Source organism: Streptomyces decoyicus, assembly GCF_019880305.1.
Lineage (GTDB): Bacteria > Actinomycetota > Actinomycetes > Streptomycetales > Streptomycetaceae > Streptomyces > Streptomyces decoyicus.
Window position 1 is genome coordinate 6449373 of record NZ_CP082301.1, and the last position, 23484, is coordinate 6472856.

17 protein-coding genes and 2 pseudogenes are annotated in these 23484 nt (G+C 71.9%); 14 read left to right on the plus strand and 5 right to left on the minus strand.

Annotated features, from left to right (window positions below; genetic code table 11):
- Positions 1–226 precede the first annotated feature (226 nt).
- Positions 227–991 carry an HAD family hydrolase gene (locus tag K7C20_RS28270; protein ID WP_030076811.1) on the plus strand — a complete coding sequence of 255 codons (765 nt, stop codon included), beginning with the start codon at positions 227–229 and terminating at the stop codon, positions 989–991.
- A 13-nt stretch (positions 992–1004) separates the two neighbouring features.
- Here the strand turns inward: K7C20_RS28270 and K7C20_RS28275 are convergent, their stop codons facing one another.
- Positions 1005–1856 (minus strand): PaaX family transcriptional regulator, encoded by an 852-nt coding sequence (locus tag K7C20_RS28275; RefSeq protein WP_030076809.1) that lies wholly within the window; start codon positions 1854–1856, stop codon positions 1005–1007.
- 4 nt (positions 1857–1860) lie between these two features.
- Positions 1861–3468 carry an AMP-binding protein gene (locus tag K7C20_RS28280; RefSeq protein ID WP_053210277.1) on the minus strand — a complete coding sequence of 536 codons (1608 nt, stop codon included), beginning with the start codon at positions 3466–3468 and terminating at the stop codon, positions 1861–1863.
- A 258-nt stretch (positions 3469–3726) separates the two neighbouring features.
- Here K7C20_RS28280 and K7C20_RS28285 point away from each other — a divergent pair, with 258 nt between their 5' ends.
- The gene (locus K7C20_RS28285; RefSeq protein ID WP_053210276.1) at positions 3727–4860 is read left to right on the plus strand and encodes an acyl-CoA dehydrogenase family protein; all 1134 of its coding nucleotides are present in this window, start codon (positions 3727–3729) and stop codon (positions 4858–4860) included.
- A gap of 31 nt (positions 4861–4891) precedes the next feature.
- On the opposite strand, the gene K7C20_RS28290 is transcribed toward K7C20_RS28285, so the two are convergent.
- A complete protein-coding gene (locus K7C20_RS28290; protein ID WP_063781313.1) occupies positions 4892–5389 on the minus strand; it encodes a hypothetical protein in 498 nt (165 codons plus the stop codon).
- Positions 5390–5612: 223 nt separating this feature from the next.
- Here K7C20_RS28290 and K7C20_RS28295 point away from each other — a divergent pair, with 223 nt between their 5' ends.
- The 6 genes and pseudogenes from K7C20_RS28295 to K7C20_RS28315 all read left to right on the plus strand — a co-directional run bounded on the left by K7C20_RS28295 (position 5613) and on the right by K7C20_RS28315 (position 12224).
- Complete coding sequence (locus K7C20_RS28295; protein WP_030076801.1) at positions 5613–6413, plus strand: VOC family protein; 801 nt, start codon at positions 5613–5615, stop codon at positions 6411–6413.
- 170 nt (positions 6414–6583) lie between these two features.
- Entirely contained in the window at positions 6584–6991 is a 408-nt protein-coding gene (locus K7C20_RS28300) for a hypothetical protein (protein ID WP_030076799.1), read from the plus strand.
- A gap of 4 nt (positions 6992–6995) precedes the next feature.
- Positions 6996–7694: pseudogene (locus K7C20_RS39690) on the plus strand (caspase family protein); the annotation flags it as partial.
- Positions 7695–7697: 3 nt separating this feature from the next.
- Positions 7698–8642, plus strand: a pseudogene (locus K7C20_RS39695) (DnaJ C-terminal domain-containing protein); the annotation flags it as partial.
- Between the two features lie 781 nt (positions 8643–9423).
- Positions 9424–10086 (plus strand): DUF4255 domain-containing protein, encoded by a 663-nt coding sequence (locus K7C20_RS28310; protein ID WP_030076796.1) that lies wholly within the window; start codon positions 9424–9426, stop codon positions 10084–10086.
- A gap of 59 nt (positions 10087–10145) precedes the next feature.
- On the plus strand, positions 10146–12224 hold the full coding sequence (locus tag K7C20_RS28315) for an ATP-binding protein (RefSeq protein ID WP_409351353.1): 2079 nt from the start codon (positions 10146–10148) through the stop codon (positions 12222–12224).
- 172 nt (positions 12225–12396) lie between these two features.
- Here K7C20_RS28315 and K7C20_RS28320 read toward each other — a convergent pair whose 3' ends face one another.
- Positions 12397–13755 carry an RICIN domain-containing protein gene (locus K7C20_RS28320; RefSeq protein WP_053210274.1) on the minus strand — a complete coding sequence of 453 codons (1359 nt, stop codon included), beginning with the start codon at positions 13753–13755 and terminating at the stop codon, positions 12397–12399.
- A gap of 604 nt (positions 13756–14359) precedes the next feature.
- Here K7C20_RS28320 and K7C20_RS28325 point away from each other — a divergent pair.
- The 5 genes from K7C20_RS28325 (at position 14360) to K7C20_RS28345 (ending at position 19362) form a co-directional block, all read left to right on the plus strand.
- Positions 14360–16465, plus strand: coding sequence for an eCIS core domain-containing protein (locus tag K7C20_RS28325; RefSeq protein ID WP_053210273.1), 2106 nt, complete (start codon positions 14360–14362; stop codon positions 16463–16465).
- An 86-nt stretch (positions 16466–16551) separates the two neighbouring features.
- A complete protein-coding gene (locus K7C20_RS28330) occupies positions 16552–18129 on the plus strand; it encodes a phage tail sheath family protein (protein ID WP_053210272.1) in 1578 nt (525 codons plus the stop codon).
- Between the two features lie 149 nt (positions 18130–18278).
- Complete coding sequence (locus tag K7C20_RS28335) at positions 18279–18722, plus strand: phage tail protein (protein ID WP_018087540.1); 444 nt, start codon at positions 18279–18281, stop codon at positions 18720–18722.
- 44 nt (positions 18723–18766) lie between these two features.
- The gene (locus K7C20_RS28340) at positions 18767–19207 is read left to right on the plus strand and encodes a hypothetical protein (protein ID WP_078953567.1); all 441 of its coding nucleotides are present in this window, start codon (positions 18767–18769) and stop codon (positions 19205–19207) included.
- Positions 19204–19362 (plus strand): DUF6760 family protein, encoded by a 159-nt coding sequence (locus tag K7C20_RS28345; protein WP_167352549.1) that lies wholly within the window; start codon positions 19204–19206, stop codon positions 19360–19362. Before K7C20_RS28340 ends, K7C20_RS28345 begins: the two co-directional genes overlap by 4 nt.
- Before the next feature lie 2942 nt (positions 19363–22304).
- Here K7C20_RS28345 and K7C20_RS28350 read toward each other — a convergent pair.
- Positions 22305–22646: a hypothetical protein gene (locus tag K7C20_RS28350; RefSeq protein WP_160328711.1), complete on the minus strand. Its 342-nt coding sequence runs from the start codon at positions 22644–22646 to the stop codon at positions 22305–22307.
- 400 nt (positions 22647–23046) lie between these two features.
- Between K7C20_RS28350 and K7C20_RS28355 the strand changes: the two genes are divergently transcribed.
- A complete protein-coding gene (locus K7C20_RS28355) occupies positions 23047–23484 on the plus strand; it encodes a phage tail protein (RefSeq protein ID WP_030076998.1) in 438 nt (145 codons plus the stop codon).

The window sequence follows — 23484 nt, forward strand, 5'->3', positions numbered from 1 at the left end:
ATTGACAAACAGCGCAGGCGGTTTTTAAATCTCCGAAGGCGGTAAACGGGACGACCCCTTCCGTTGCAGCCGCCTTGACGGTCGCGTACCGCCGTTGGACAGCGGTGCGCCATGGCGAGACCGCCTCTGCCTTCACAGTCCTCGACCGCAGGCCGCCCAACCAGCCGAGCCAGCAACGTCACCCGAGCCCCTGCACCCCCATAGGAATCCGGAAAGGTCTCCAGCCATGCGCGTAGCAACGGAAGTCGGCGAACGTCCCGCAAGAGGCGCACGGAGCGCCGGCGGCGAGACGATCAGGGCCGCCGTCTTCGATCTGGACGGCACCCTCGCCAACACCCTGCCCCCGATCAGCAAGCTGCTGGTCAAGGTGGCCTCGGAACAGGGCTGTTCGGTGACCGCCCGGCAGGCGGCCTCCGCCATCGGCAAGCCGCCCGGCCCCGCCTTCGGCCGGCTGCTGGGCAAGCCCGAGGACGACGGCCGGGTGCAGGCGGCCATCTCCCGCTACCGCGAGCTGTTCGCCTATGAAGTCCTGTGCCAGGGACCGCAGCTGCTCTTTCCCGGGGTGACCGCGGGGCTGTCCGCGCTGCGCGCCCACGGCGTCGAGCTGGCCGTCGCCACGTCCAAGACCACCCGCAGTGCCGAGGCGCTGCTCGACGTCATGGGCATCCGCGACCTGGTCGGCCCGGTGATCGGCCAGGACATGGTCCGGCGCGGCAAACCGCATCCGGAGATGGTGTTGCGGGCAGCCGGCCGGCTCGGTGTCGCGGCCTGGCAGAGCGCATATGTGGGGGACACCGTGGGGGACATGAGGATGGCGGTCACCGCGCGCATGGAGCCGGTCGCGGTGACCTACGGGGTCGGCACGTTCGGTGAGCTCGCGGCGGTCGCCGGCACCCGGATGTGCAGCTCTTTCAAGGACGTGGTGTCCGTGATCGCCGCCGCCAGGCCGCGGCCGGGCGTCGGGGTGGGGGCCCAGCCGCGCCGCCGCTGAGACGCCGGGGTCGTTACGCCCCGGTCGTCGCCTCGTGCGCGTAAAGGGCCCCGGCGGCCTGGAGTTTGGCGTGCAGCCGGCCGAACACCTCCGCCGCGCGGCCCCCCGGCCAGTCCTCCGGCAGGAGGGGAGAGGGCAGTCCGGGATCCGCGTAGGGCAGCTGGCGCCAGGCGTCCAGGGCCAGCAGATAGTCGCGGTAGGCCGCCTCGGGGGGTACCGAGCGGCGCCGCGACCACCGCCGGAGCACCGGCTCCTGCTCGTCGAGGAAGGCGCGGTGCCGCGCGGCGATGGCGTCCAGGTCCCACCAGCGGGCCACCGCGTCCGTGGTGGGGGCGAATCCGGCGTGCTCACCGGTGAACAGATCGACGTACGGGGCCAGCTCCAGCCGCTCCAGGGTGTGCCGGGTCTCCTCGTAGAGCTGTGCGGGGGCGATCCACACGCCCGGTGCCGCGGTGCCGAAGCCGAGCCGCGCCAGCCGGGAGCGCAGCAGATGCCGCTTGTGCCGTTCCTCCTCGGGGACGGAGAAGACGGCCAGCACCCAGCCGTCGGACAGCCGCGCGGCCGGCCGGCCGAAGATCCTGCGGTCGCCGTCCTCCAGCAGCTGGCGGGCCGCGTCGGACAGCCCGTACGCGGCCGCCCCCGTGGCCGTGCGCGCGGGGGCCAGCAGCCCGCGCCGCTTGAGCCGGGAGACGGCGGAGCGCACCGACGGCGGGTCCACCCCGAGGGCGCCGAGCAGCCGGATCAGGGCGGCGACCGGTACCGGAGCGGCCGTGCCGTCCGGGGAGCCGGGCCCGCCCCGCCCGTAGGCGCCGTAGAACGTGACGATCAGGGACCGTGGGGTGCGCTGCGTTTGCTGGTCGTTCACCGGGTCACTCTAGAGGGGGTCTCCGCAGTCGGAAGCGCTGGAGCTTACCGGTCGGGGTGCGCGGCAGAGAGGTGTGGAAGACGATCTCCCGCGGGCATTTGTAGGGCGCGATCCGGGTCTTGGTGAAGGCGCGGAGTGCGGCGACGGTGTCTTCCCCCTGGGGGACGCCGGACCGCAGCACGACATGAGCCACGACCACCTGCCCGCGGTCCTCGTCGGCCCGTCCGACCACCGCCGCCTCGGTGACATCGGGGTGCCGCAGCAGCGCGTCCTCCACCTCGGGGCCCGCGATGTTGTAGCCCGCCGAGATGATCATGTCGTCCGCGCGGGCCACATAGCAGAAGTAGCCGTCCGGATCGCGCACGTACGTGTCGCCGGTGAGATTCCAGCCGTCCCGTACGTACGCCGTCTGGCGGGCGTCCGCGAGATAGCGGCAGCCGGTCGGCCCGCGCACGGCCAGCAGCCCCGGCTCCCCGTCCGGCAGCGGGGTGCCGTCCGCGTCGACCACCCGCGCCTGGAAGCCCGGGACCGGCAGCCCCGTCGTTCCGGGCCGGACCGCCTCGTCGGCGGCCGAGATGAAGATGTGCAGCAGCTCCGTCGCACCGATGCCGTTGATGATCCGCAGACCGGTCGCCTCGTACCAGGCCTGCCAGGTGGCGGCGGGCAGATTCTCACCGGCCGACACACACCGGCGCAGCGAGGAGACATCGTGCCCGGCGAGCTTGGGCAGCATCGCGCGATAGGCGGTCGGCGCGGTGAACAGCACCGAGATCCGGTGCGCCGCGATATCGCCGAGCAGCCGCTCCGGCCCGCCCCAGTCGGCGAGCAGGGCCGAGGCACCGGCCCGCAGGGGGAAGATGACCAGCCCGCCGAGACCGAAGGTGAAGCCCAGCGGCGGGCTGCCGGCGAACACGTCGTCCGGCTCCGGGCGCAGCACCTGCGCAGAAAAGGTGTCCGCGATGGCGAGCACATCGCGATGGAAGTGCATACAGCCCTTGGGGCGGCCGGTGGTGCCGGAGGTGAAGGCGATCAGGGCGACATCGTCGGCGGAGGTGGCCACGGCCCGGTAGGGCGCGCCGCCGGGCCGGGCGAGCTGCCGCAGATCGTCCGGCCCGTCCCCGCCGAAGGTGGTGATCCGCAGCCCCGGGACCCCGGCCTTGGCGAGATCGTCGACGGAGCGCACATCGCACAGCGCGTACCGCACCTGTGCGATCTCCGCGATCGTGGCGAGCTCCTCGGGGCGCTGCGCGGCCAGCACGGTCACCGCCACCGCCCCGGCCTTCATCACGGCGAGCCAGCAGGCGGCCAGCCAGGGCGTGGTGGGCCCGCGCAGCAGGACCCGGTTGCCCGGCAGCACCCCCAGCGGTCCGGTGAGCGCATGGGCGATCGCATCGACCTGCGCCCGCAGCTGCCCGTACGTCCAGACCGGCCCGTTCGCGTCACGGACCGCGGGCCGGTCGGCTCCGAGCCGCGCGATGGTGCCGTCCAGCAGCTCCGCTCCGCAGTTCAGCCGGTCGGGATAGCCCAGATCGGTGAGGTGCGGCCACTGGTCGGGGGGCGGCAGCCGGTCGCGCGCGAAGGTGTCGGCGTGGGCCGAGGACCGTAGCTCCATGGCGTATGCCCCCTCGGGCGTGTCTTACGGATCATGGTGGGCCCGCGGGGCCCCAGGGGCCCGGCCGGGGTGGCCGGCAAGCGGCCGGGGGAGGGATGAGGGACGGTGGGGGCCGGTGCGGTGACCGGTCGGGGATTGCTCGGTTGGCTGCTCGTTCTGCGGGGCGAGTACTGCCGTTCGGATCCGTCGTCAGCGTAACGTGTTCGTGACGGCAGTCAACAGACCGCGATAGACGGACCGCTACCAGGGAGCCGCCTCGTGACCGTATTCGCGCTGGGACCGGACGAGCAGGAGTGGTGCGCCGAACTGCGCGCGCTGACGGCCGAGCGGCTGAGCCCGCTGGCGGATAAGGGGGAGGAGGGCCGGGTCAACCGCCCTCTGATCGCCGCCCTCGGCGAACTGGGCCTGCTGCGCCGCCTGTTCCCCGCCGACGGCGCCCTGCGCGCCCTGGACCTGTGTCTGCTGCGGGAATCCCTGGCCCAGGTGTGCACGGAGGCGGAGACCGCACTGGCGCTCCAGGGGCTGGGGACCTACCCCGTCGTGCTGTCCGGGACCGAGGCCCAGCGTGCCCGCTGGCTGCCGGAGGTGGCCGCCGGCCGGGCGGTCGCGTCGTTCGCGCTGAGCGAGCCGGGCGCGGGCTCGGACGCCGCCGCGCTGTCCCTCGCGGCCGAGCCGGACGGCCCGGACGGCTGGCGGCTCAGCGGTGAGAAGTGCTGGATCTCCAACGCCCCCGAGGCCGACTTCGCCACCGTCTTCGCGCGTACGGGGGGCGGGGCGGGCGCGCGCGGCGTCACCGCGTTCCTCGTCCCCGCCGACCGGCCGGGCCTGACCGGCGCGCACCTGGACATGCTCAGCCCGCACCCGATCGGCACACTGGTCTGCGACGGTACGCCCGTGACCAGGGCGGATGTGCTGGGAGAGGTGGACGGAGGGTTCGCCGTCGCGATGGCGACCCTGAATCTCTTCCGGCCGAGCGTCGGCGCCTTCGCGGTCGGCATGGCGCAGGCCGCGCTGGATGCCGCGCTGACGCATGCGGGCGCGCGCACCGCGTTCGGCGGCCCGCTCAAGGACCTGCAGTCCGTCGGGCATCAGCTCGCCGAGATGGCCACCCGGGTCGAGTCCGCCCGCCTCCTGGTGTACGCGGCGGCGTCCGCGTACGACACCGGGGCCCCGGACATCGCCCGCCGCTCGGCCATGGCCAAGCTGCTGGCGACCGAGACCGCCCAGTACGTCGTCGACGCCGCCGTCCAGATCCACGGCGCCCGCGCGCTGCGCCGCGGCCACCTCCTGGAACACCTCTACCGCGAGGTCCGCGCACCGCGCATCTACGAGGGCGCCACGGAGGTGCAGCGCTCGATCATCGCCAAGGAGCTGTACCGCGGACGGCCCTGAACTCCCCTGCGGAGCAGGGCCGTCGCCCGTCTCAGCTGTTGTCCTTCCAGACCTGGCCCAGCTTGCACTTGCCGGCCTTGGGGTCGTTCCCGTTGGGGCTCTTGAGGAAGGTGTCGGATACCGTGACGGGCCGGGTGGAGCCGGCGGGAACCGCGGCGACGGAAATCTGCGCGGAGCCGAAGACGGCGCCGCTCTCGTCGGTGAACTGCACGGTGCCGTTGTAGTGCGCCGAGCCCTGCGTGTTGTGGTTGGTCACGCTCAGCTTGGCGCTCAGCGTGCCGGCCGCGCTGTCGACCTGGCAGTCGGTGATGCGGATGTCCGACTCGGGCGGAGTGGTGGACCCGGCGGTCGGCGAGCCGACGGTGCTGCCGCTGCTGGTGGTGCTCCCGGAGCTGCTGTATCCACCGCTGGAACTGCTGCTGGAGCTGTGGCTGCTGCCGCAGCCCCCGCCGTGCGAGTGCCGCGCGCCGGTCAGCGCGACGACCACCAGTGCGCATGCGGCAACAGCCCGAACATGGCGAAACTTCATCTTGATTTCTCCCCCGTGGTGGCGGCCGCCCTCGTGGACGCCCGCTGTGTACGCGCACCCATACCCATGCGCGCAGCCGATTGACGATGCGCTCGCCGGTGGTACTTGACGAGCGCGCGTCAGGCTAGCAAGACCGGGCACGGACGCCGAATCCTGACCGACGGGCGGTTGTCAGTGCCGGATGGCAGGCTGAATTCACAGAGGATCCGCGAAGGGAAGCGCCATGATCACTACTGACTTCGTCCCTGGCTCCCCGTGCTGGCTCGATCTCGGCGCTCCCGATGTCGAGGTCGCCTCGGCCTTCTACCGGGCGGTGTTCGGCTGGCGGTCCGAACCGTACGGCGGCCAGGGCGCGGGCGGATATACGCTCTTCCGGCTCGACGGCAAGGCCGTCGGCGCGGTCGGCCCGCTGCCCGAGGAGGGCGCGCGCTCCGCCTGGACGGTCTACTTCCACACCCCCGACGCGGAGGCCACGGCCGAGGCGGTGGAGCGGGCCGGCGGCTCGGTCCGCTCCGCGCCGTCCCTGGTCGGTGCGGACGACGGCCGCTTCGCCCGGCTCGCGGACCCGCAGGGCGCGGAGTTCTCCGTCTGGCAGCCGGAGCGCTACCCGGGCTTGGAGGCCGCGGACGCCCCCGGAACCCTGTGCTGGACGGAGCTGTACACCACCGATGCGTCCGCCGCCCAGGCCTTTTACCGGACGGTCTTCGGCTGGAGCACCCAGGACATGGCGCTCCCCGGCGGTGGCGGCACCTACACCCTGCTCACCCCCGCGGACCGCGGTGAGGAGCGGATGCACGGCGGCCTCATGGAAGTCCCGGCGCATCTGCTCGGACCCGGCGGGAAGCCGTACTGGCACCCGGTGTTCGCCTCCCAGGACTGCGATGCCACCGTCGGCCTGGCGACGGGCAACGGCGGCACGCTGTCCATGGGGCCGGAGACCGCCGAGGGCGTCGGCCGCCTGGCCGTGTGCAGCGACCCGTCCGGCGCGGAGTTCGTGGTGCTGACCCCGCAGGAGACGAGGTGACCGCGCCGCCCTCGATGTGCCGGCCGCCGGCCGCCCGGGACGGCGCCATCCACCGACCCGCCGTCCCGATACCGCCCGGATACGGGCGCGAAGCAGATCCTCCCTGCTTCCGGCCCCTTTGTCGCACCCCCCGCATACACTGACTGCTCCGAGTCTGAACAGGGGGCGGGATGAACACCGGTGTCAGCCGGCTGACCCTCGACCTGACAGGTGCTTCGGACACCGACGCGGACGAACTCCAGTTGCTCGCTGAGCAGTTGCGCCGTGCCCTGCTGGAACTCGATGTCGAAGACGTGCAGCTGTCACGTCAGGACGGAGCCGCTCCCGAGGGCGCCAAACCCGGCGAGGTCATCGCGGTGGGAGCGCTCGTCGTCACCACCGTCCCGCTGCTCGTCCGTCAGGTGCTCCAGGTGGTCGACACCTGGCTGCGCAACCGCCCGCTCCGCAGTGTCACGGTGGAAATCGACGGGGACACCATCGAGTTGGGGAATGCCTCCGCCGAAGACCAGCGCCGTCTGATCGACGCGTTCGTGACTACGAGGTCCCCGCAGGCCGGAACCCCGCAGTCCGGGGAGTGAGCCGGTGCCGGGTTTCCCCGCCGGCCGCAGGGATGCACTGCTGATCGCCACCGGCATGTACGAGAGCCCGGCTCTGAAACCGCTGCGCTCGCCCCGCCAGGACTGCGAGGGCCTGGCCGCGGTCCTGCGTGATCCGGGCATCGGAGGCTTCCAGGTCCAGCAGCTCGTGGACGCCAAGTCGTACGAGGTCAAGCGCGCGCTGGAGCAGTTCTTCCGCAACCGCGGGCGCGAAGATCTGCTGCTGCTCCATCTGTCGTGCCACGGCATCAAGGACGACGAGGGCCATCTGTACTTCGCCACGCAGGACACGGACAAGGACTTACCGGCTTCCACCACCGTCCCGGCCGCCTTCCTGCACGACCAGATGGCACGCTGCCGCGCCCGCACGGTCGTCGTGCTGCTGGACTGCTGCTACAGCGGTGCGTTCCTCCCCGGGGCGAAGGGCGACGACTACGTGCAGGTGAAGGAGGAGCTGGCCGGCCACGGCCGCGCCATCCTCACCGCGACCAACCGCACCGAATACGCCTGGGAGGGCGACCATCTGGAGGCTTCGGCGCCGCAGCCCTCCCGCTTCACCGGTGCCCTGATCGAGGGCCTGCGCAGCGGCGATGCGGACACCGACCACGACGGCCGGATCACGGTCACCGAGCTGTACGACTATGTCTACGAGTATCTGCACCACAGGGGAGCGCGGCAGCGCCCCCGGATGTGGGCCGACCTGGAGTACCGGGTCACCCTCGCCGGAACCGCCGCCGGCCGGCCCGCCGCGAGCCGGCCCGCCGAGGCCGGGGCCCCGCCTGCCGCGGAGCGCACATCGTGGAACTCTCCGGCCGCGGAGCGCACATCGTGGAACTCTCCTGCCGCGGAAAGCACGTCCAGGAACTCCCCTGCCACGGAACGAGAGCAGACTCCGCCCCCGACTCCGGGCCTGTTCGCTCGGCTGAAGGACGCGTTCAACGGCGTCGACGGCGACGTCCCGTCCCCTCCGCCCCGCGGACAGCTCGCTCGCCGCGGCCAGGACGCCCTGCTCACAGTGGAGTTCCCGCTGACCGAGACGGCGCTGGGCACGGTCAGGGACATCCAGGTCGACACCTCCGTGGTCTGCGACCGGTGTCAGGGCGCGGGTGCCGCCGTCGGCACACCGGTCCACCCGTGCGGCCATTGCCATGGCATCGGGACATCCGGCCCGGAGTCGGGGCGCGATACCTCCCTCCCGTGTCATGCCTGTCACGGGAGCGGTGTGCGCATTCCGTCGCCGTGCCACGCATGCACGGGCGAGGGGCGGGTGCGTGTCAGGCGGACCCTCACCATCAAGGTTCCGGGAGGCGTCGACCACGGCACCCGCATCCAGCTAGCCGGCGAGGGCGAGGTGGGCCCGGGTGGCGGCCCGCCCGGGGACCTGTACATCGAGGTCGACGAACTCCCGCATCCGGAACTGGAGCGCCGGGGCGACGACCTGCACCTCACCCGACGCATCCCGAGATCGCTCGCGCGCGGCGGTGGCACGATCTCGGTGACCACGCTCGACGGCTCGAAGTCCGTCCGTATCCCCGCGGGGCTGCGCTCGGGGCAGACTCTGCGGCTGGTCGGGCACGGCACGATGCACCTGCGGGGCGGCGGCCGCGGAGATCTGCTGCTCCATCTCGATGTCGAGAAGGAGTAGGGGGCGGGCGGCAGCCCCGGCCGGTGAGGGCGGGATCGGCCGAGAGCGGGCCGTCGACGGGGGCGGGGTCGGCGGGTGTCGGACGCGCAGGAAGAGGCCGGCCGGCTCAGTGACCTGCGGCGGTTGACCCGCGCGGTGGCGACTGGTGCGCGGCGGCGGCCACCGGGTGGTGCTGATCGTGCGGGATTTGCGTGAGCCCGAGCCGATGACCGTCGTAGAGTGTGTGTGGCGTACGGGACAGTCCCCGGCGCCATCAGGGCACCCTGCGGCGGCTGTTGAGGGTGGCGCCGGCGCGGCGCGGCGCGGCGCGGGTCACCTGTCGCCCCGGGCCTGATCAGCAGGCTGCGTCACGCGACAGGCCGGCTCCGGCGGTCCGTGGCGACCTCCGCCTCTGTCGCGCTGCTGCCGACGATCGGCATGGCGCCGCGCGAGGCCATATGTGCTGCGGCTCCTCGCCGAGGGGCTGGAAGCCAGGCAGATACGAGAAGTTCGCCACTCCGCACGCCCCGTCAAGAACGTTCAGCCCGGCCCACCCCGGTGACGCGGTGGCAACGGCGCAATCGTGCGCTCGCCCTTGCCCTCGCCTACGAACTGCGGGCACCCCGACCGCTACAAGCATCGCGAGCACGACGATCGCCACAAGCACTACGAGCACCACAAGCACAACAAGCGCCATGAAAGGGACACATCTGATGAGCTCCGAAGCAGATGGGGAAGCAGGAATGAAAGCAGGCGTCGGGTACTCGCGCCCCTGGGCGGGGGAACGGGCATGATTCATGAGGTAGATGAGGCCTTGCGGCGTGTGCTGCGCGCAGGGGCGTTGCCCGATGGTGCGGGGGATGTCGCGTTCGAGGCACCGAACCGCGACTGGGCGGCGCGGCGCAACACCCCGACGCTCAACGCCTATCTCTACGACATACGCGAGAACGTGGCCCGCCGCGAGCGCGGGGCGATCGCGGAGCGCGACGCGACCGGCATGGTGGTGCGCAGACGTCAGCCGCCGCGCTGGTTCCGGCTGTCCTACCTGGTCACGGCGTGGACCAGCCGCCCGGAGGACGAGCACCGGCTGCTGTCGGCCGCGCTGGGCTGTCTGCTCGCGCACGAGGTCCTGCCGCCCTCCGCGCTGACGGACGCGCTCCGGGCGCTGGAGGCGAACATCCCGCTCATGGTCGCGGTGCCCCCTGCCGAGTCGCGCTCGATCGCCGACATCTGGTCCGCGCTCGGTGGCGAACTCAAGCCGTCCCTGGATGTGGTGATCACCGTGCCCTTCCCGGTCACGCCCTCGTACGAGGTGGCACCACCGGTCACGGAGGGCGCGGCGGTGGTCGTCCGGGGCGCGGACGGCTCGCCGGACGACTCCCGGCTCCGCATGCTCCGGTCGGCCCCGGACGCTGCGCCGTCCGGGACGGGCCCTCGTGAGGGGGAGCGGTGAGCGGCACGAGGGTGAGTAACGGTGCGGTGGTGAGTGACGGTGCGGTGGTGAGTGGTGGTGTGGTGGTGAGTGATCACGCGGTGGTGAGTGGTGGTGCGGCGGTGGGCGAGGACGCGAGTGGTGCGCTGCTCGGGCGGTTGGCGGCCCTGCGTGAGCGGGTGGCGGGACTCGTCGAGCGGCGCAGCGCCGGTGATCCCACGGCCTCGGACCCGCTGCGCGGGCTGTATGTGACCCCGGAGACGGCCCGACGGCTGGCCGCGCAGCCTCCGGCGGCCGGTACGGGTGAGACGCAGGGGGACGAGGCGGGCGCGGGGGAGACGGACGGGGGGACAGCGGATCGATCCGGGGCGCTCGCACGACGGTTCGGGCTGTCCGCCTTGGACCTGCGGATCCTCCTGGTCGCCCTCGCGCCCGATGTGGACCGGGGCTTCGAGCCGCTCTACGGCTACCTCAACGACGATGTGGGGCGCCGCCGCGCCACCGTCGCCCTGGCGCTGGAGCTCGCGGGCACCGGCCCGTACGAGCCCTCCGCGCGCGCCCGTTTCCATCCCGCCGCGCCGCTGCTGTCCGGTGGGCTGCTCGTCGTCGAGGACCAGGACCGGCCGCTGCCCGGCCGCGCACTGCGGGTGCCGGAGCGGGTGGTGGCCCATCTGCTGGGGGATGAGGGTCTTGATCCCGAACTGTGCGGTGGCGGAGTGGAGTTGCTGCCGCCCGGGGAGGGGGCCGGGGAGCTCACGGACGGCGCCGGCGACGAGCGGGCGTTCTTCGGGCGGCTGGCCGCCCTCGCGGGTGAGCGGCCCCTCGCCGCACATCTGCGGGAGCGCCGGCCCGGTGCCGCCGCCGGGCCGGTGACCGACGTGCTGCGGGGCGCCGGCCTGCCCGTGCTGCGGTACCGGCCGGACGGAAGCCAGGGCGATGGTGCGGGGCCTGCGGCCGCGCTGGTGCGTGAGGCGCGGCTGCGGCGGGCGGCGATCGTCGTGGGGCCGCTGCCGGAGCGGCCCGGAGGGCTCGTACGGGCCCTGGCGGGCCGGGAGGTGCCGGTGGTGTTCTGCGGGGATGAGCCGTACGACCCCGAGTGGGCCCCCGACGCGGGGCTGCTCGCGCTGGACGCGCCGGGCGGCGGGGTGGCGGCGGCCGAGGTATGGCGCGGCGAACTCGGTGCCGTGGACGATGACGTCGATCTCGGTGCGGCCGTGGCGCCGTACCGGCTGGCCGCCGGGCAGATCCGCCGTGCGGCCCGTGCGGCCACCGCCCTCGCCGCCTTCGACGGGACGCCACTGACGGCCGCCCATATCCAGCGCAGTGCGCGTCAGCAGTCCGCGCCGCTGCTGGACCGGCACGCCCGGCGCGTCCGCCCGGCCGTCGGCTTCGACGAGCTGGTTCTGCCGTCCGAACCGCTGGCTCTGCTGCACGAACTGGTGCAGCGTGCCCGGCACCGGGACAAGGTGCTCGGCGAGTGGCGGCTGCGTACCGGGGGCGGGCGCGGCAGGGGCGTGGTGGCCCTGTTCGCCGGGGAGTCCGGCACCGGCAAGACCCTCTCCGCCGAGGTCGTGGCCGGTGAACTGGGCCTGGACCTGTACGTGGTGGAGCTGTCCGCGGTGGTGGACAAGTACGTGGGGGAGACGGAGAAGAACCTGGAGCGGATCTTCTCCGAGGCGGACCGCACGGACGCCTTGTTGCTCTTCGACGAGGCCGATGCCGTCTTCGGCAAGCGCTCGGAGGTCAAGAGCTCGCACGACCGCTACGCGAACCTGGAGAGCGCGTACTTGCTACAGCGGCTGGAGGCGTTCGACGGGCTCGCCGTGCTCACCACCAACCTGCGGGCCAATATCGACGACGCGTTCACCCGGCGGCTGGATCTGGTGGTCGACTTCCCGTTCCCGGATGCCGAGCAGCGGATCGCGCTGTGGCGTTCCTGTCTGACGGCCACACCCTGTGCCGACAACCTCGGACTGGACGTCTGCGCGAAGGAGTTCGAGCTGTCCGGCGGGGCGATCCGGTCGGCCGCGGTGACCGCGGGATATCTCGCCGCGGGCCGTGGCGAGCCGGTGTCGGCGGAGGACGTACGGGCCGGAGCGCGGCGCGAGTACCGCAAGATGGGGCGGCTGGTGCCGGACGCGTCGCCCTTGTGGGACTGAGTCACGGGGGGAGGGCGCCGTCGGGGGGAGGAGGAGGCGGCCGGGGCGGTGCCGTCGACGGACGGAGCGGCCGAGGCCGGTGACGCCGAGGCCGGTGACGCCGAGGCCGGACGGGAGAGCGCCCGTCCGGCCTCGGTGGCTCCGACCGGTGCCGCACAGCCCCGCCCGGCGCTCACGGCCCGTCGGAGATCTTCCAGTCCTGCCGCTCGTTGGGCCCGTCGGTGCACTCCCAGGTGATCGCACCCTTGTCGTTCTGCATATCGGTGAGGCACTCGTTGTTGGCCGTGTTGACGATGCGGCTGCGGCCGTCGGCCGCATCGACCAGCCGCCACTTCTGGTTCGGGGGCAGTTTGCCCGACTCCAGGTTCTCCGGGGACACGCCCTCGATCTGGACCTCGTTGGTACCGACCTTCACGTCGACGACGCTGCCCGGGGCGCTGGCCGCCTCCAGGGCGACCGTGTTGTTCTCCGGGTAGTGATGGATGATCCACCACTGGTTGCGGCCGAACTCGTCGGCCGTCCACTTGGGGTTCTGGCCCACCTGTGTGCCGTTCTCCTGGCCACCCTGGTTGACCTGGAGGTACCAGCCCCCGTTGGCGGCGTCACGAATGGTCTGTTCCTTCGGGCCCTCGTCCTGCCCCTCGTCGCCGCCCGCGGGCGCTTCCTCCTCCGGCTCCGCAGACTCCTCCGGAGCCGCGGGCTCGGACGGCTTCTCGGACGGCGCCGGGGGCGCCGGCTTCTTGGGGGGATCGATCGGGCGTCCGACCGGGCCGGGCTTCGCCTTCGCGCTCGTGGTCACCGTGGGCTGGGCCTTGAACCACAGCGCCGCGAACGCCAGCGCCGCCACCAGGAGCAGCGAGCACAGCACCATCACCCAGCGCGGCAGCACGGACAGCTGAAGGTAGGTGCCGCGCAGCTCGGTCGGCTCCGGCACGCCGGCGCGCAGCGCGGAGACGGCGAAGGGGTGCTTGTTCGTACCGCCGACCCAACTGACCGTACCGGGACGGATACGGAGGCTGGCGAAGGCGGCGCGCCCCGGGGCGACCTGCACCGAGCTCGGTTCGGCCTCGACGGTGAGGGCATCTCCGTTCTCCCGGCCGGAGAGTGAGACCGTCAGCGGCTGGTTGCCGAGGTTGTCGACAGCGACCGCCGCCTTGGCGCGCCAGCGGCCGCGGACGGTCAACGGGACCAGCTCACAACGGAGTTCCGTGAACGGCCCGACCGTGACCTGCCCCTCGACCACATCGCGGATCTCGGGGTGCTCGGCCGGTTCGACGCGGATGCCGAAGGGCGTCGGCCCGGCCACGGCGTCCGGTGTCCGCGGGGGCGCGAAGGTGACCTGCGCCGTGCCCTCGGCCCCGGGATACAGCCGCAGCACATCCGGCTCCACCCGAGTCCATCCCGCGGCGTCGCCGGCCGGCCGCAGCCGGTACTCCTCGACGGTATCGCCCGTGTTGCGGATGCGTAGCCGTACGCTCGCGACGGCACCCGGGTCGACGGTGATCGCGGCTGGTTCCAGTGAAGTCCACATACTCACCAGGGCAGTCAACCCGCCCGGCGGGCGCGGAGCAGTGTCCGCGAGGGCAGAGCAGGGGGCAGAGCCGGGTGTACCGACGGCCGGAGGAGGGGGCGGCAACCGTCCGTCCGGGCGCTCCCGTAGCAGCCGGGTGAGGTGCCGGGTCGATGCATGCCGCTGCTCACCGCCGCTCGCCGCTGCTCACCGCCGCTCGCCGCCGCTCGCCGCTGCTCACCGCCGCTCGCCGCTGCTCACCGCCGCTCGCCGGTGCTCGTCGGTGTCCGGCAGGGGACGGTCCTGAGCCACGGCTCCCCGTACGCCGCTTCTGGACGCGGCCCGGCCGAACTCCGCCCGCACCCCGGCCGAATCCCGGCCACGCGGCGGGTCGTGTCCCCTTGTGCCCCCGTGACCGAACGGGCAGCGCGCGCTGCCCCCGGCGGAGCCCGTTCGTCTCTACAGCGGGTCGCGCCCGTGCGCCAGGATCGAAGCGTAGGAACGACAGCAGTGACCAGCAGTGACCAGCACTGACCAGCACTGATCAGAACTGATTCGGCATCGAGCAGCACCGACCAGCACCGACCAGCGCTGGTCCGTCAGTGAGCGAGACGGGGGGGAATTCATGCGGGCGCATGACCGGCGGCCGGAATCCGGACGCGACCGCGCGGGGGCGGTGCCCGCCCCGCGTACGACGGTCTCCACCGCCCCCGAGGTGGCCCGTCGGCCGGCCGTGAACGGGGAGGCCGGGCACCTCACCCCGGAGGCGGCCGCCGTTCTCCAACGGGCCGTGGGCAACGCGGCCTTCTCGGCCGCCCTGGCAGCCGACGAGCAGCACCGGAACGGCGCCGGCTGCGGTCACACCACACCGCCCGCCGTCCAGCGCTCGCCCGTCGAAGACGTACTGCGCTCGCCCGGCCGTTCGCTCGACGACTCCGTACGGGCCGACATGGAGTCACGGCTCGGCGCCGACTTCTCCGACGTGCGCGTCCATACGGATGCCGCGGCCCATGAATCGGCCGAATCGGTCAACGCCCCTGCATACACGTCCGGTTCGCACATCGTCTTCCAGCGGGGACGGTACGACGGCTCCTCGGCGGCCGGCCGCCATATGCTCGCCCACGAGCTGACCCATGTCATCCAGCAGCGCACCGGGCCGGTTGCGGGGAGGGACCGCGGGGACGGAACCAGGGTCTCCGAACCCTCCGACCGGTTCGAGCGGGAGGCGGAGGCGAATGCCTCGCGGGTGATGGGCCGGACCACGCCCGTGCAGCGCAGCACGGAGCCGGGGCCGGGGCCGGGGCCGTCGAAGTCCGCCGGGCCCGCGCTGGCCGCATCCGCATCCGTGTCCGCATCCGTGTCCGCATCCGCACACGCAGCGGCCGGCCACGGCGCATACGTGCAAAGGACGCAGACGGCGTCCCTCGCCGGGCAGCTGGCCGAGCCGTGCGCCGACGTGGCCGTCCAGCAGCGGATCGAGGCGTACGACGCACTGTCCGATCAACGACCGCAGCAGCGGCTGGAGTTCCTCGGCGAGATCGCTGAACTGCTGCGCAAGCACAGCGACCGCGAGCAGCTGCAGCACATAGAGGGTGCCGTCGAGGGCGAGATGCGCCGGCAGGCCACGCGGCTGGCCAGGCTGAGGCGCTACACCGCCGACGAGGACGGGCCGTACGAGCTGATGACCGACGAGGGGCTCCTGTGGGACGCCCCGGACTTCGAACACCGGACCAGCGCACTGGGCCGGACGGGACAGAGCTACTTCGCCGAACTCTCCAGCCGCAACCTGAGGTCCATGCAGTCGGAGAACAGGGACAGGGGGCAGAAGAAGCACCTCTTCTCGAAGGAGAAGAGCGAGCCCGCATGGATGGAGCCGGTGCGGCAAAAGCTGCGGCAGGCCCTGAGGGGCGCCGAATTGCATCACTACACGCCGGCCTCACGCGCCCGCGCCATGCTCACGGACGGCGGTCTGCGGGCGAAGACACAGCTGGAACTGGACACTCCGGGCTTTGAGCACAACACGTCGTCCTATGACGAGGCGGGACTTGCCAATACCGGATTCGTCTTCTTCTTCATCGAATCACCGGGGGCGGTCCGTGGCACTCGCTTCGCCAAGGGCAGCGACGACGCCGACGCCCCCGCATGTGTACATCTTTCCATCCAGCAGTCGGGTCTGCTCAGCAGCGGCTGGGTGATGCTCTCCGACTTCGCCCAGCGCGAATACCCCCAGATCTGGTCGACCAAGGAGAACCGGGCCGACACCGACTCGAGTCTCCCGACGCGCGATCTCAAAGAGCCGGCCAAATACACCGAGCGTGTCCGCAAGTTCGAACTGGGCGTCGGCGGCATCGAGGCGGAGGACATCATGGCCATGGCCGACCGCCCGGACGCCGAACGCGCGGCGGCCAGCGTCGTGACACCGCAGGCCCGGGGTGATGGGGAGAGCGAGCAGAAGTACTACGGCGAGGGCGGGAAGGCCGTTGCGTACAAGGAGCGGCTTTTCCAGAACGTCCTGCACGGCCACGACATCATCCCCGGCCTCACCGAACGCGCCGTTATGGAGATGGCACGCTTCGAGCAGACCAATCCGAGGCTGGCGGACAGCTTGAAAGGCATGAGCGGTGAGGCTCTGATGAATTACCTCCTCAAGCACTTGCTGCGACCGCAGGCCATGATGCCGAATTCGGTACGGATCGCCGAGGAGAACATCGCGTTCAACGTCACCACCTGACCGCGCGCTGCCGCCCCGAGGACTCTCCGTCCTCGCCGGCCCTCACCCCTCCTCCTCACCACCACGCTTACTAGGAGAACAGCACCATGCCCAACTACCTGTCCCCCGGCGTATACGTCGAGGAGGTCGCCAGCGGATCCCGGCCCATCGAGGGGGTGGGAACGTCCGTCGCGGCATTTGTCGGTCTGGCGCCCACCGGTCCGCTGAACGAGCCGACTCTGGTGACGAATTGGTCCCAGTATGTGGCGGCCTTCGGCGAGTTCACGGACGGGTATTACCTGGCGCATTCCGTCTACGGTTTCTTCAATAACGGCGGGACGGCGGCCTACGTCGTGCGCGTGGGCGGTGCCACGGACGGCCCGCAGTCTTCCGCCGCCACGGAAACGACGCCCAGGGCGCTGACTGCAGGGGAGCCGGTGGCGCTGGGCACCTTCAAGGTCGCGGCGATCGCGGCCGGTTCCGCCGCCGGCGGCGCGCTCACCGTCGAGGTGCAGGACCCCGAGGGCGAGGGCGGCGCCGACCGGTTCAAGCTGGTCGTCAAGGACGGTGACAAGGTCGTCGAGAGCTTCGACGTCAGCGCGAAGAAGAGCGCCCGGAACTATGTCGTCGCACAGGTGAAGCAGCGGTCCAAGACGGTCGTGGTCGAAGAGGCAGTGTCAGCGGGGCAGTTGGCGAAGCCGGAGACCCAGAGCATCACGCTGGCCCCGCCCGCCCCGGCACCCGCCGCCCCCGCCACGCATGGCGCCGTCGAGCGGCTGGACTCCGGCCAGTTCATCGGTGACTCCGCCGACCGCACCGGATTCGGCGGCCTGGAGGCGCTCGACGAGGTCAACATGGTCGCCGTACCGGACCTGATGGCCGCCCACCAGCAGGGCTTCATCGACGAGGAGCAGGTCAAGGCCGTCCAGCTCGGGCTCGTCGCGCACTGCGAGCTGATGGGCGACCGGATGGCCGTCCTCGACCCGCCGCCCTCTCTGAACGCTCGTGACATCCGTAAGTGGCGCCAGGAGGTCGCCGGCTACGACTCCCGGTACGCCGCCCTCTACTACCCGTGGATCAAGGTCTTCGACCCGACCTCCGGCCAGTCGCGCATCGTGCCGCCGTCCGGCCACATGGCCGGCATATGGGCCCGTAACGACTCCGAGCGGGGTGTCCACAAGGCGCCGGCCAATGAAGTCGTCCGGGGGGCGATCGATCTGGAATTGCAGATCACCCGCGGTGAGCAGGACCTGCTGAATCCGGTCGGCGTGAACTGCATTCGGGCGTTCCCCGGACGCGGAATCCGGGTGTGGGGCGCACGGACCTTGGCTTCCGATCCGGCGTGGCGCTACCTGAACGTCCGACGCTACTTCAACTACCTGGAGGAGTCGATCCTCATCGGGACGCAGTGGGTGGTGTTCGAGCCGAACGACGAGGCGCTGTGGGCCCGTATCCGGCGCAACATCTCGGCGTTCCTGGTCAATGAGTGGCGCTCGGGAGCATTGTTCGGGCAGCGTCCCGATGACGCGTTCTATGTGAAATGTGACGCGGAGACCAACCCCGTCGAGTCCGTCGACCTGGGCAGGGTCGTATGCGAGATCGGCATCGCACCGGTCAAGCCCGCCGAGTTCGTGGTCTTCCGGTTGGCGCAGTTCTCCGGGGGCGGTGGGGAGCTGGAGGAGTAGGAGGGGGGCTGGGCCCGTCGGCTTTCGCGGTCCGGGCCGGACTTGTCTGCTGATTTCCTCGCCTTCCCCGATTCTCCATCCTCCCTCCTTCTCTCCTTCCCTCCTCTCCCGTACCGGCATACTCGTACCGCAACAAGGAGTAAACTCCCGTGTCTCTTCAGCCCGGTGATGCTCTCACCTCACACAATTTCGGTTTGCAGATCGACGGGGTGATGGTCGAATATCTGCAAGAGGTCAGCGGTCTGACCATGGAGCAGGACGTCATCGAATACCAGCAGGTCTCGGCGGACGGAAAGCCCGTCGTGAAGAAGATGCCCGGCACGAAGAAGGCCGGCGAGTGCACGGTGACCCGTGGTATGACGCAGAGCGGCGCGTTCAGTGAATGGATCAACAAGTCCATTGCGGGCGATATGGGTTCGGCCCGTAAGAACGCCACCATCATGATGATGGACTACCAGAACAACCCGGTGAAGCGCTACAACATGCGCAATGCATGGTGCAGCAAGGTGGAGACCAGCGGGGTCAAGGCGGGCGACGCGGCCGCGCTGACCGAGCAGGTCACCATCGTCTTCGAAGAGCTGGTCATCGAATAATGCGGCGCGCAGGTCCGGGGACGCAGACAGCTGCCACGGCGAACATGGCGAATGCGGCGGGTGCGGTGAGCGTGTCCGACGCGGCGAGTGCGTCTCAGGCGGCTGTTCGCGAACCGTTGCGGACGGAGTTCGAGTTCGAGCTTCCGCGCGGATTCGTGGACGAGTCCGGAACGGTGCATCGCAATGGCGCGATGCGTTTGGCGACGGCTCGCGACGAGTTGATTCCGCTGCGGGATGTGCGCGTACGCGAGAACCCGGCATATCTGTCGGTCGTGCTCCTCGGCCGGGTCATCACCCGGCTCGGCACGCTCGGGTCCGTGCACGACGGCACGGTGGAAAACATGTTCGCTTCCGACCTGGCTTTCCTTCAGGACTTCTACCGGCAGATCAACGCCGAGGGACACACCCGCGCCGCCGTGGCCTGCCCGCACTGCGAGGAGTCCTTCGAGGTGGAGCTGGCCGGGAGCCGCCTGGGGGAATCGTGACGTACGCGGCCGGTCGGATCGAGGAGGAAGTCGCCTATCTGGCCTACCACTTCCACTGGGGGCTGGACGACATTCTCGACCTCGAACACGCCGACCGGCGCGCGTACGTATCGCAGAGCGCGGCCCTGGTCGAGCGGGCCGAAGGGAAGCAGTGACGGGGGATGGCCTTGTTCAGGTGGCTACGGGGCGCGCGGGGTGCGGAGCGTCCGCACGAGCCCGCGGGCGGGGCGGCGGTGGACGCCGCGGCCGGGAGTGACGGAAGCCAGGGGAGTGACGGAAGCCAGGGGAGTGGCGGAAGTCAGGAGAGTGGCGGGGGTGGTGGCTGGTCCGCCGTGCCTCCCGTCCAGAGGATCCTGGGGGCACCCCGCACCGTCTCGGAGGCCGGCTTCGCCGCGTCGCTGAGTGCGCACCGCGATCCGTCCTTCGGAGGTGAACTGGGGCATGACGTACGTGCCTCGGCACCCGGCGGGATGCTTCGCGGAGTCCTCACCCCTCTTCCGGCAACCGGTGCGGGGGCCCCTGCTCGCCTCGACCTGCCGGTTCTGCGACTGCCGGTCGTAGGGCGGAGCGGTGAGGAGGACGGGGCCGAAGCCGGAGCCGGAGCGTTCGGCGGGGTCGGCAGGGGTGGTGCGTTCCCCAGGGCCGGTGAGGGGCCGTTGGCAGGTCCGGTTCCGGGACGGCCCACGAACGTGCAGCGTGCTTCGTCTGCCTCGTCTGCCTCGTCTGGGTCATCTGATTCATCTGGTTCATCTGCTTTGTCTGTGCCGTCCGGGTGGGAGGCCAGGTCGCGGGAGCCGCTACGCCCCGCGCTGATGTCGGCGCCACGGGCGGCCGGCCCGCCGGTGCGTCGGGTGGCGGCGGTGGGCCGGGCCCAGGTCGCCGCGGCGGTGCCGGGGGCCCCGGCACCGGTCGCCGCGGAGGTGGCGCCGGTTGCCACGGAACCGACGCCCCCGGCCGATGCTCGGCCCACAGCTGTCCCGGGCCCGGTCCCCCCTCCGGGACCCGGGACACCCGCCGCGAGATCAGGGAGGGCGGCGGCGACGCCGGCCCCCGCCGCCGTACGCCCTGACACCCCCCTGCGGCCAGTACAGCGACGGGCGGCCGTGCGCCGGGTACGGCGGGTCGGCCCGGAATCGGGAGCTGCTCCCGCGGCCGTCCCCGACGCGAGTGGACCTCGGCGTGACCCCGATCCGGCCACCGCGTCGCCGAGCAAGCCAGGCGGCGGGGGCGCGCCGGCTCCGGCGTCTGTGCCAGGGGCTGTGCCTGTGCCGGCGACCGAGTCTGCGTCGGCGTCCACATCTGCGGCTGCGGCTGCGTCGGCGTCCACATCAGCGTCCACATCAGCGTCCACATCAGCGTCCACGTCTACGTCTACGTCTGCGTCTGTGTCTCCGTCGGCATCCGAGCCTGTGGCCGGGGCCAGGCCTGTGCCGGCGTCCGCGCCTGCGGCCGCATCCCGGCCTGCGCCTGCGCCTTCGGCGGTGTCCGGGCCCGCGGCCGGGCCCGCGGCCGCGTCCGGGCCTCCGTCAGCATCTGTGCCTACGGCCGGGCCCGCGCCCACGACGGCCGCCCCGTCCACGTCCGTGTCCAAGTCCACGTCCACGTCCGTCCCCGACGCCGGGCCGGGCGCGCGCGAGTCCGGGACTGAGCGGCCTCCGACGGGCCGCTCCGTACAGCGCTCAGCGTCAACACGCAAGCCAACACTGGGCCTTGGGGCTCCGCTCCCGTCGTCCGGCAAGCCCGTCGAGCCTGTCGAACCGGGCAGGCTGCCCGTGCCCGGCGATCCGGAGGCCACCACGCGGAGCGAGGTACGGACGCGGGCGACGCCTCAGGGGAACGCCCCTGGCCCTGCATCCCCTCCCCCTGCATCCCCTGCCCCTGCATCCCCTGCCCCGGCATCCCCCGCCCCGAGCGAACACTCTGCCCGTGGTCCGATGAGCGCCGCGTCGGCGGAAGGCCGTCCGGCGGCGCAACGGTCGGCGAGCGCTGATGTGCCCCCGGGCCGGATGCGCAGCGCCGAAGGCAACACCCCGCCCGCCCCGCCCACCCCGCCCACAGCGCCTACCGGCCGTCGGCGCCCCCTGATCGGTGCACCGTTCGTACCCGATGAGCCGCCGGCAGGAACGACAGCGCCGACACCCGTCCAGCGCGCGAGTGCGTCGCCGGCCACGCCGCCCGGTGATGTGGTGCTCCCGTCCGCTGCCCCCGAGGTGGGGCGGACGTCTGTCCAGCGCGCGAGTGCACCGTCGGCCACGTCGCTGCCTGACGCGGTGCTCCCTCCCGCTGTCTCCGAGGTGGGGCGGGCACCCGTCCAGCGCGAGAGTGCACCGTCGGCCGTCCCGCGGGCGGGCGCACCGTCGGCCATGTCGCCGGGTGATGTGGTGCTCCCGTCCCCTGTCTCCGAAGTGGGGCCGACTGTCTCCCAGGTGGGGTCGACACCCGTCCAGCGCGATAGTGCCTCGCCGCTCACGCCGCTCACGCCGCTCACGCCGCTCACGCCGCTCACGCCGCTCACGCCGCTCACGCCGCTCACGCCGCTCACGCCGCTCACGCCGCTCACGCCGCTCACGCCGCTCACTCAGCCGCGCGACGCCGCCCTTCCGTCTGCTCGCTCCGTAGCCGGTGCCGCACCTGAGCGACCGGCATCGGACACCCCCGTCCGCGCCGCCGTACAACGCGTCACCACACGCACCGCACCACCCTCCGCACACGTGACGGCTGACGTGCCTTCGCCACAGCTGCCGGCCGGTATCGAGGCGCCCCGGACTCCCGTGCCGACGAGCGGGGCGACGCACAGGAGCAGTGCCGCGTCTGCCGTTTCCGGCCCACAGCCGTTGCTGCGCAAGCCGGTTGAGGCCGACCGGTCCGAGCCGGGGCCGTTGCCGGGCGTGCGGCGGGCCCCTCTCGCGACGGCTCGGGCGCTGACCGTCCGGGAATCCGCCCACAGGAGCAGCGGAGACGCCGGACACGGCGGAACGCCGGGCCCCGCGGCCGGGCCTCGGGCCACGCCCGCTGTGCCGCTACGTGCGCGGAACTCCAGCGCGCCTGTACGCCCTGGGGATTCGACGCGGCAGCCATTGGCTCCCCGGCCACTCACTCATACGCAAACGGTCCAGAGGGCCTCTGCCGCCTCTGCTGCCTCGCGGCCCTTGGCCCTGCCCATCGCCCTGCCCGCGGTCCTGCCCCCAGTCATGGCCGCCCGTGCACCCCGATCCGTGCAACGCACCGGCCACCCCACGACGAGCTCCTCCACAGGCACGTCGGCGAACACCTCGCCGGGATTCCCTCCAGGCCCCTCGGTGAACACTGCCCGGAGCTCGCCCACGAGCACCACGGCGAACGCCCCTAGGAGCGTCACCACAGGCACCACGGCGAACGCTTCGCCAAGCCTCCCCGCAGTCACCACGGGGAACGCCCCGGCCAGGACCTCCGTACCCATCCCCGCCTCCGTCCAGCGCACCCCTTCCACCCCACACCGGCCCCCCGCCTCCGCACCACCCTCCGCCTCCACCACACCTCCTTCCACCCCCACCCGAGGCCCAGCCCCAGGTCCAGCCCCGGCCCCACCCGCACAATCCACCCCCGCCGAGCTCGATGAGCTCGCCCGGCGCCTCGTGGCGCCGTTGTCGCGGTTGCTGCGGGCGGAGTTGCGCAGCGACCGGGAACGCGTCGGCCGCCTGCGGGACCGAGGCCGCTGAGCAGGCGGGCCGACCGCCGCCGCCACGGAACAGCCGCCCCGGCCCACCCCGACCCCAGCCCACCCCCTACCAGCCCACTCCACCCACCCCAGCCCACTCCACCCACCTCACCCACTCCGCCCACCCGAGAAAGCCCACCCCATGCCCGCGTCCAAGGACCCCGGATCCACCGTCTTCTTCAAGCTGTCCATCGACGGGCAGGACCTCGGCCTGTTCAACGGCTGTGACGGGCTGGCCTCCGAGGTGGAGGTGGAGCAGCGGCAGGAGGGCGGCAATAACGGATTCGTCTGGCAGTTGCCCACCCGCGTGACGTACTCCACGATCCGTCTCACCCGCCCCCTCACCCCCGACACCTCCCGCGTGGCGGCCTGGATTTCCTCCATCGCCACCGGTATCCGCAGGCCCACCGCCCAGATCGCCGCCCTGCGCGCAGACGGTTCGATCGTCGCGCAGTGGGGGCTGGTCGAGGTGCTGCCCGTGCGATGGCAGGGGCCGAGTCTGGACCCGGCCAGCCCGGGTGTGGCGACCGAGACGCTGGAGATCGCGCACCACGGATTCACCGACGCGGGAGGTGCCTGA

Excerpts from the sequence above, each read along its gene's own strand:
- K7C20_RS28270 (WP_030076811.1), top strand. The coding sequence starts at position 227 with ATGCGCGTAGCAACGGAAGTCGGCGAACGTCCCGCAAGAGGCGCACGG.
- K7C20_RS28280 (WP_053210277.1), bottom strand. The coding sequence starts at position 3,468 with ATGGAGCTACGGTCCTCGGCCCACGCCGACACCTTCGCGCGCGACCGG.
- K7C20_RS28290 (WP_063781313.1), bottom strand. The coding sequence starts at position 5,389 with ATGAAGTTTCGCCATGTTCGGGCTGTTGCCGCATGCGCACTGGTGGTC.
- K7C20_RS28295 (WP_030076801.1), top strand. The coding sequence starts at position 5,613 with ATGATCACTACTGACTTCGTCCCTGGCTCCCCGTGCTGGCTCGATCTC.
- K7C20_RS28300 (WP_030076799.1), top strand. The coding sequence starts at position 6,584 with ATGAACACCGGTGTCAGCCGGCTGACCCTCGACCTGACAGGTGCTTCG.
- K7C20_RS28310 (WP_030076796.1), top strand. The coding sequence starts at position 9,424 with ATGATTCATGAGGTAGATGAGGCCTTGCGGCGTGTGCTGCGCGCAGGG.
- K7C20_RS28320 (WP_053210274.1), bottom strand. The coding sequence starts at position 13,755 with ATGTGGACTTCACTGGAACCAGCCGCGATCACCGTCGACCCGGGTGCC.
- K7C20_RS28325 (WP_053210273.1), top strand. The coding sequence starts at position 14,360 with ATGCGGGCGCATGACCGGCGGCCGGAATCCGGACGCGACCGCGCGGGG.
- K7C20_RS28330 (WP_053210272.1), top strand. The coding sequence starts at position 16,552 with ATGCCCAACTACCTGTCCCCCGGCGTATACGTCGAGGAGGTCGCCAGC.
- K7C20_RS28340 (WP_078953567.1), top strand. The coding sequence starts at position 18,767 with ATGGCGAATGCGGCGGGTGCGGTGAGCGTGTCCGACGCGGCGAGTGCG.
- K7C20_RS28350 (WP_160328711.1), bottom strand. The coding sequence starts at position 22,646 with ATGGGTACGGAGGTCCTGGCCGGGGCGTTCCCCGTGGTGACTGCGGGG.
- K7C20_RS28355 (WP_030076998.1), top strand. The coding sequence starts at position 23,047 with ATGCCCGCGTCCAAGGACCCCGGATCCACCGTCTTCTTCAAGCTGTCC.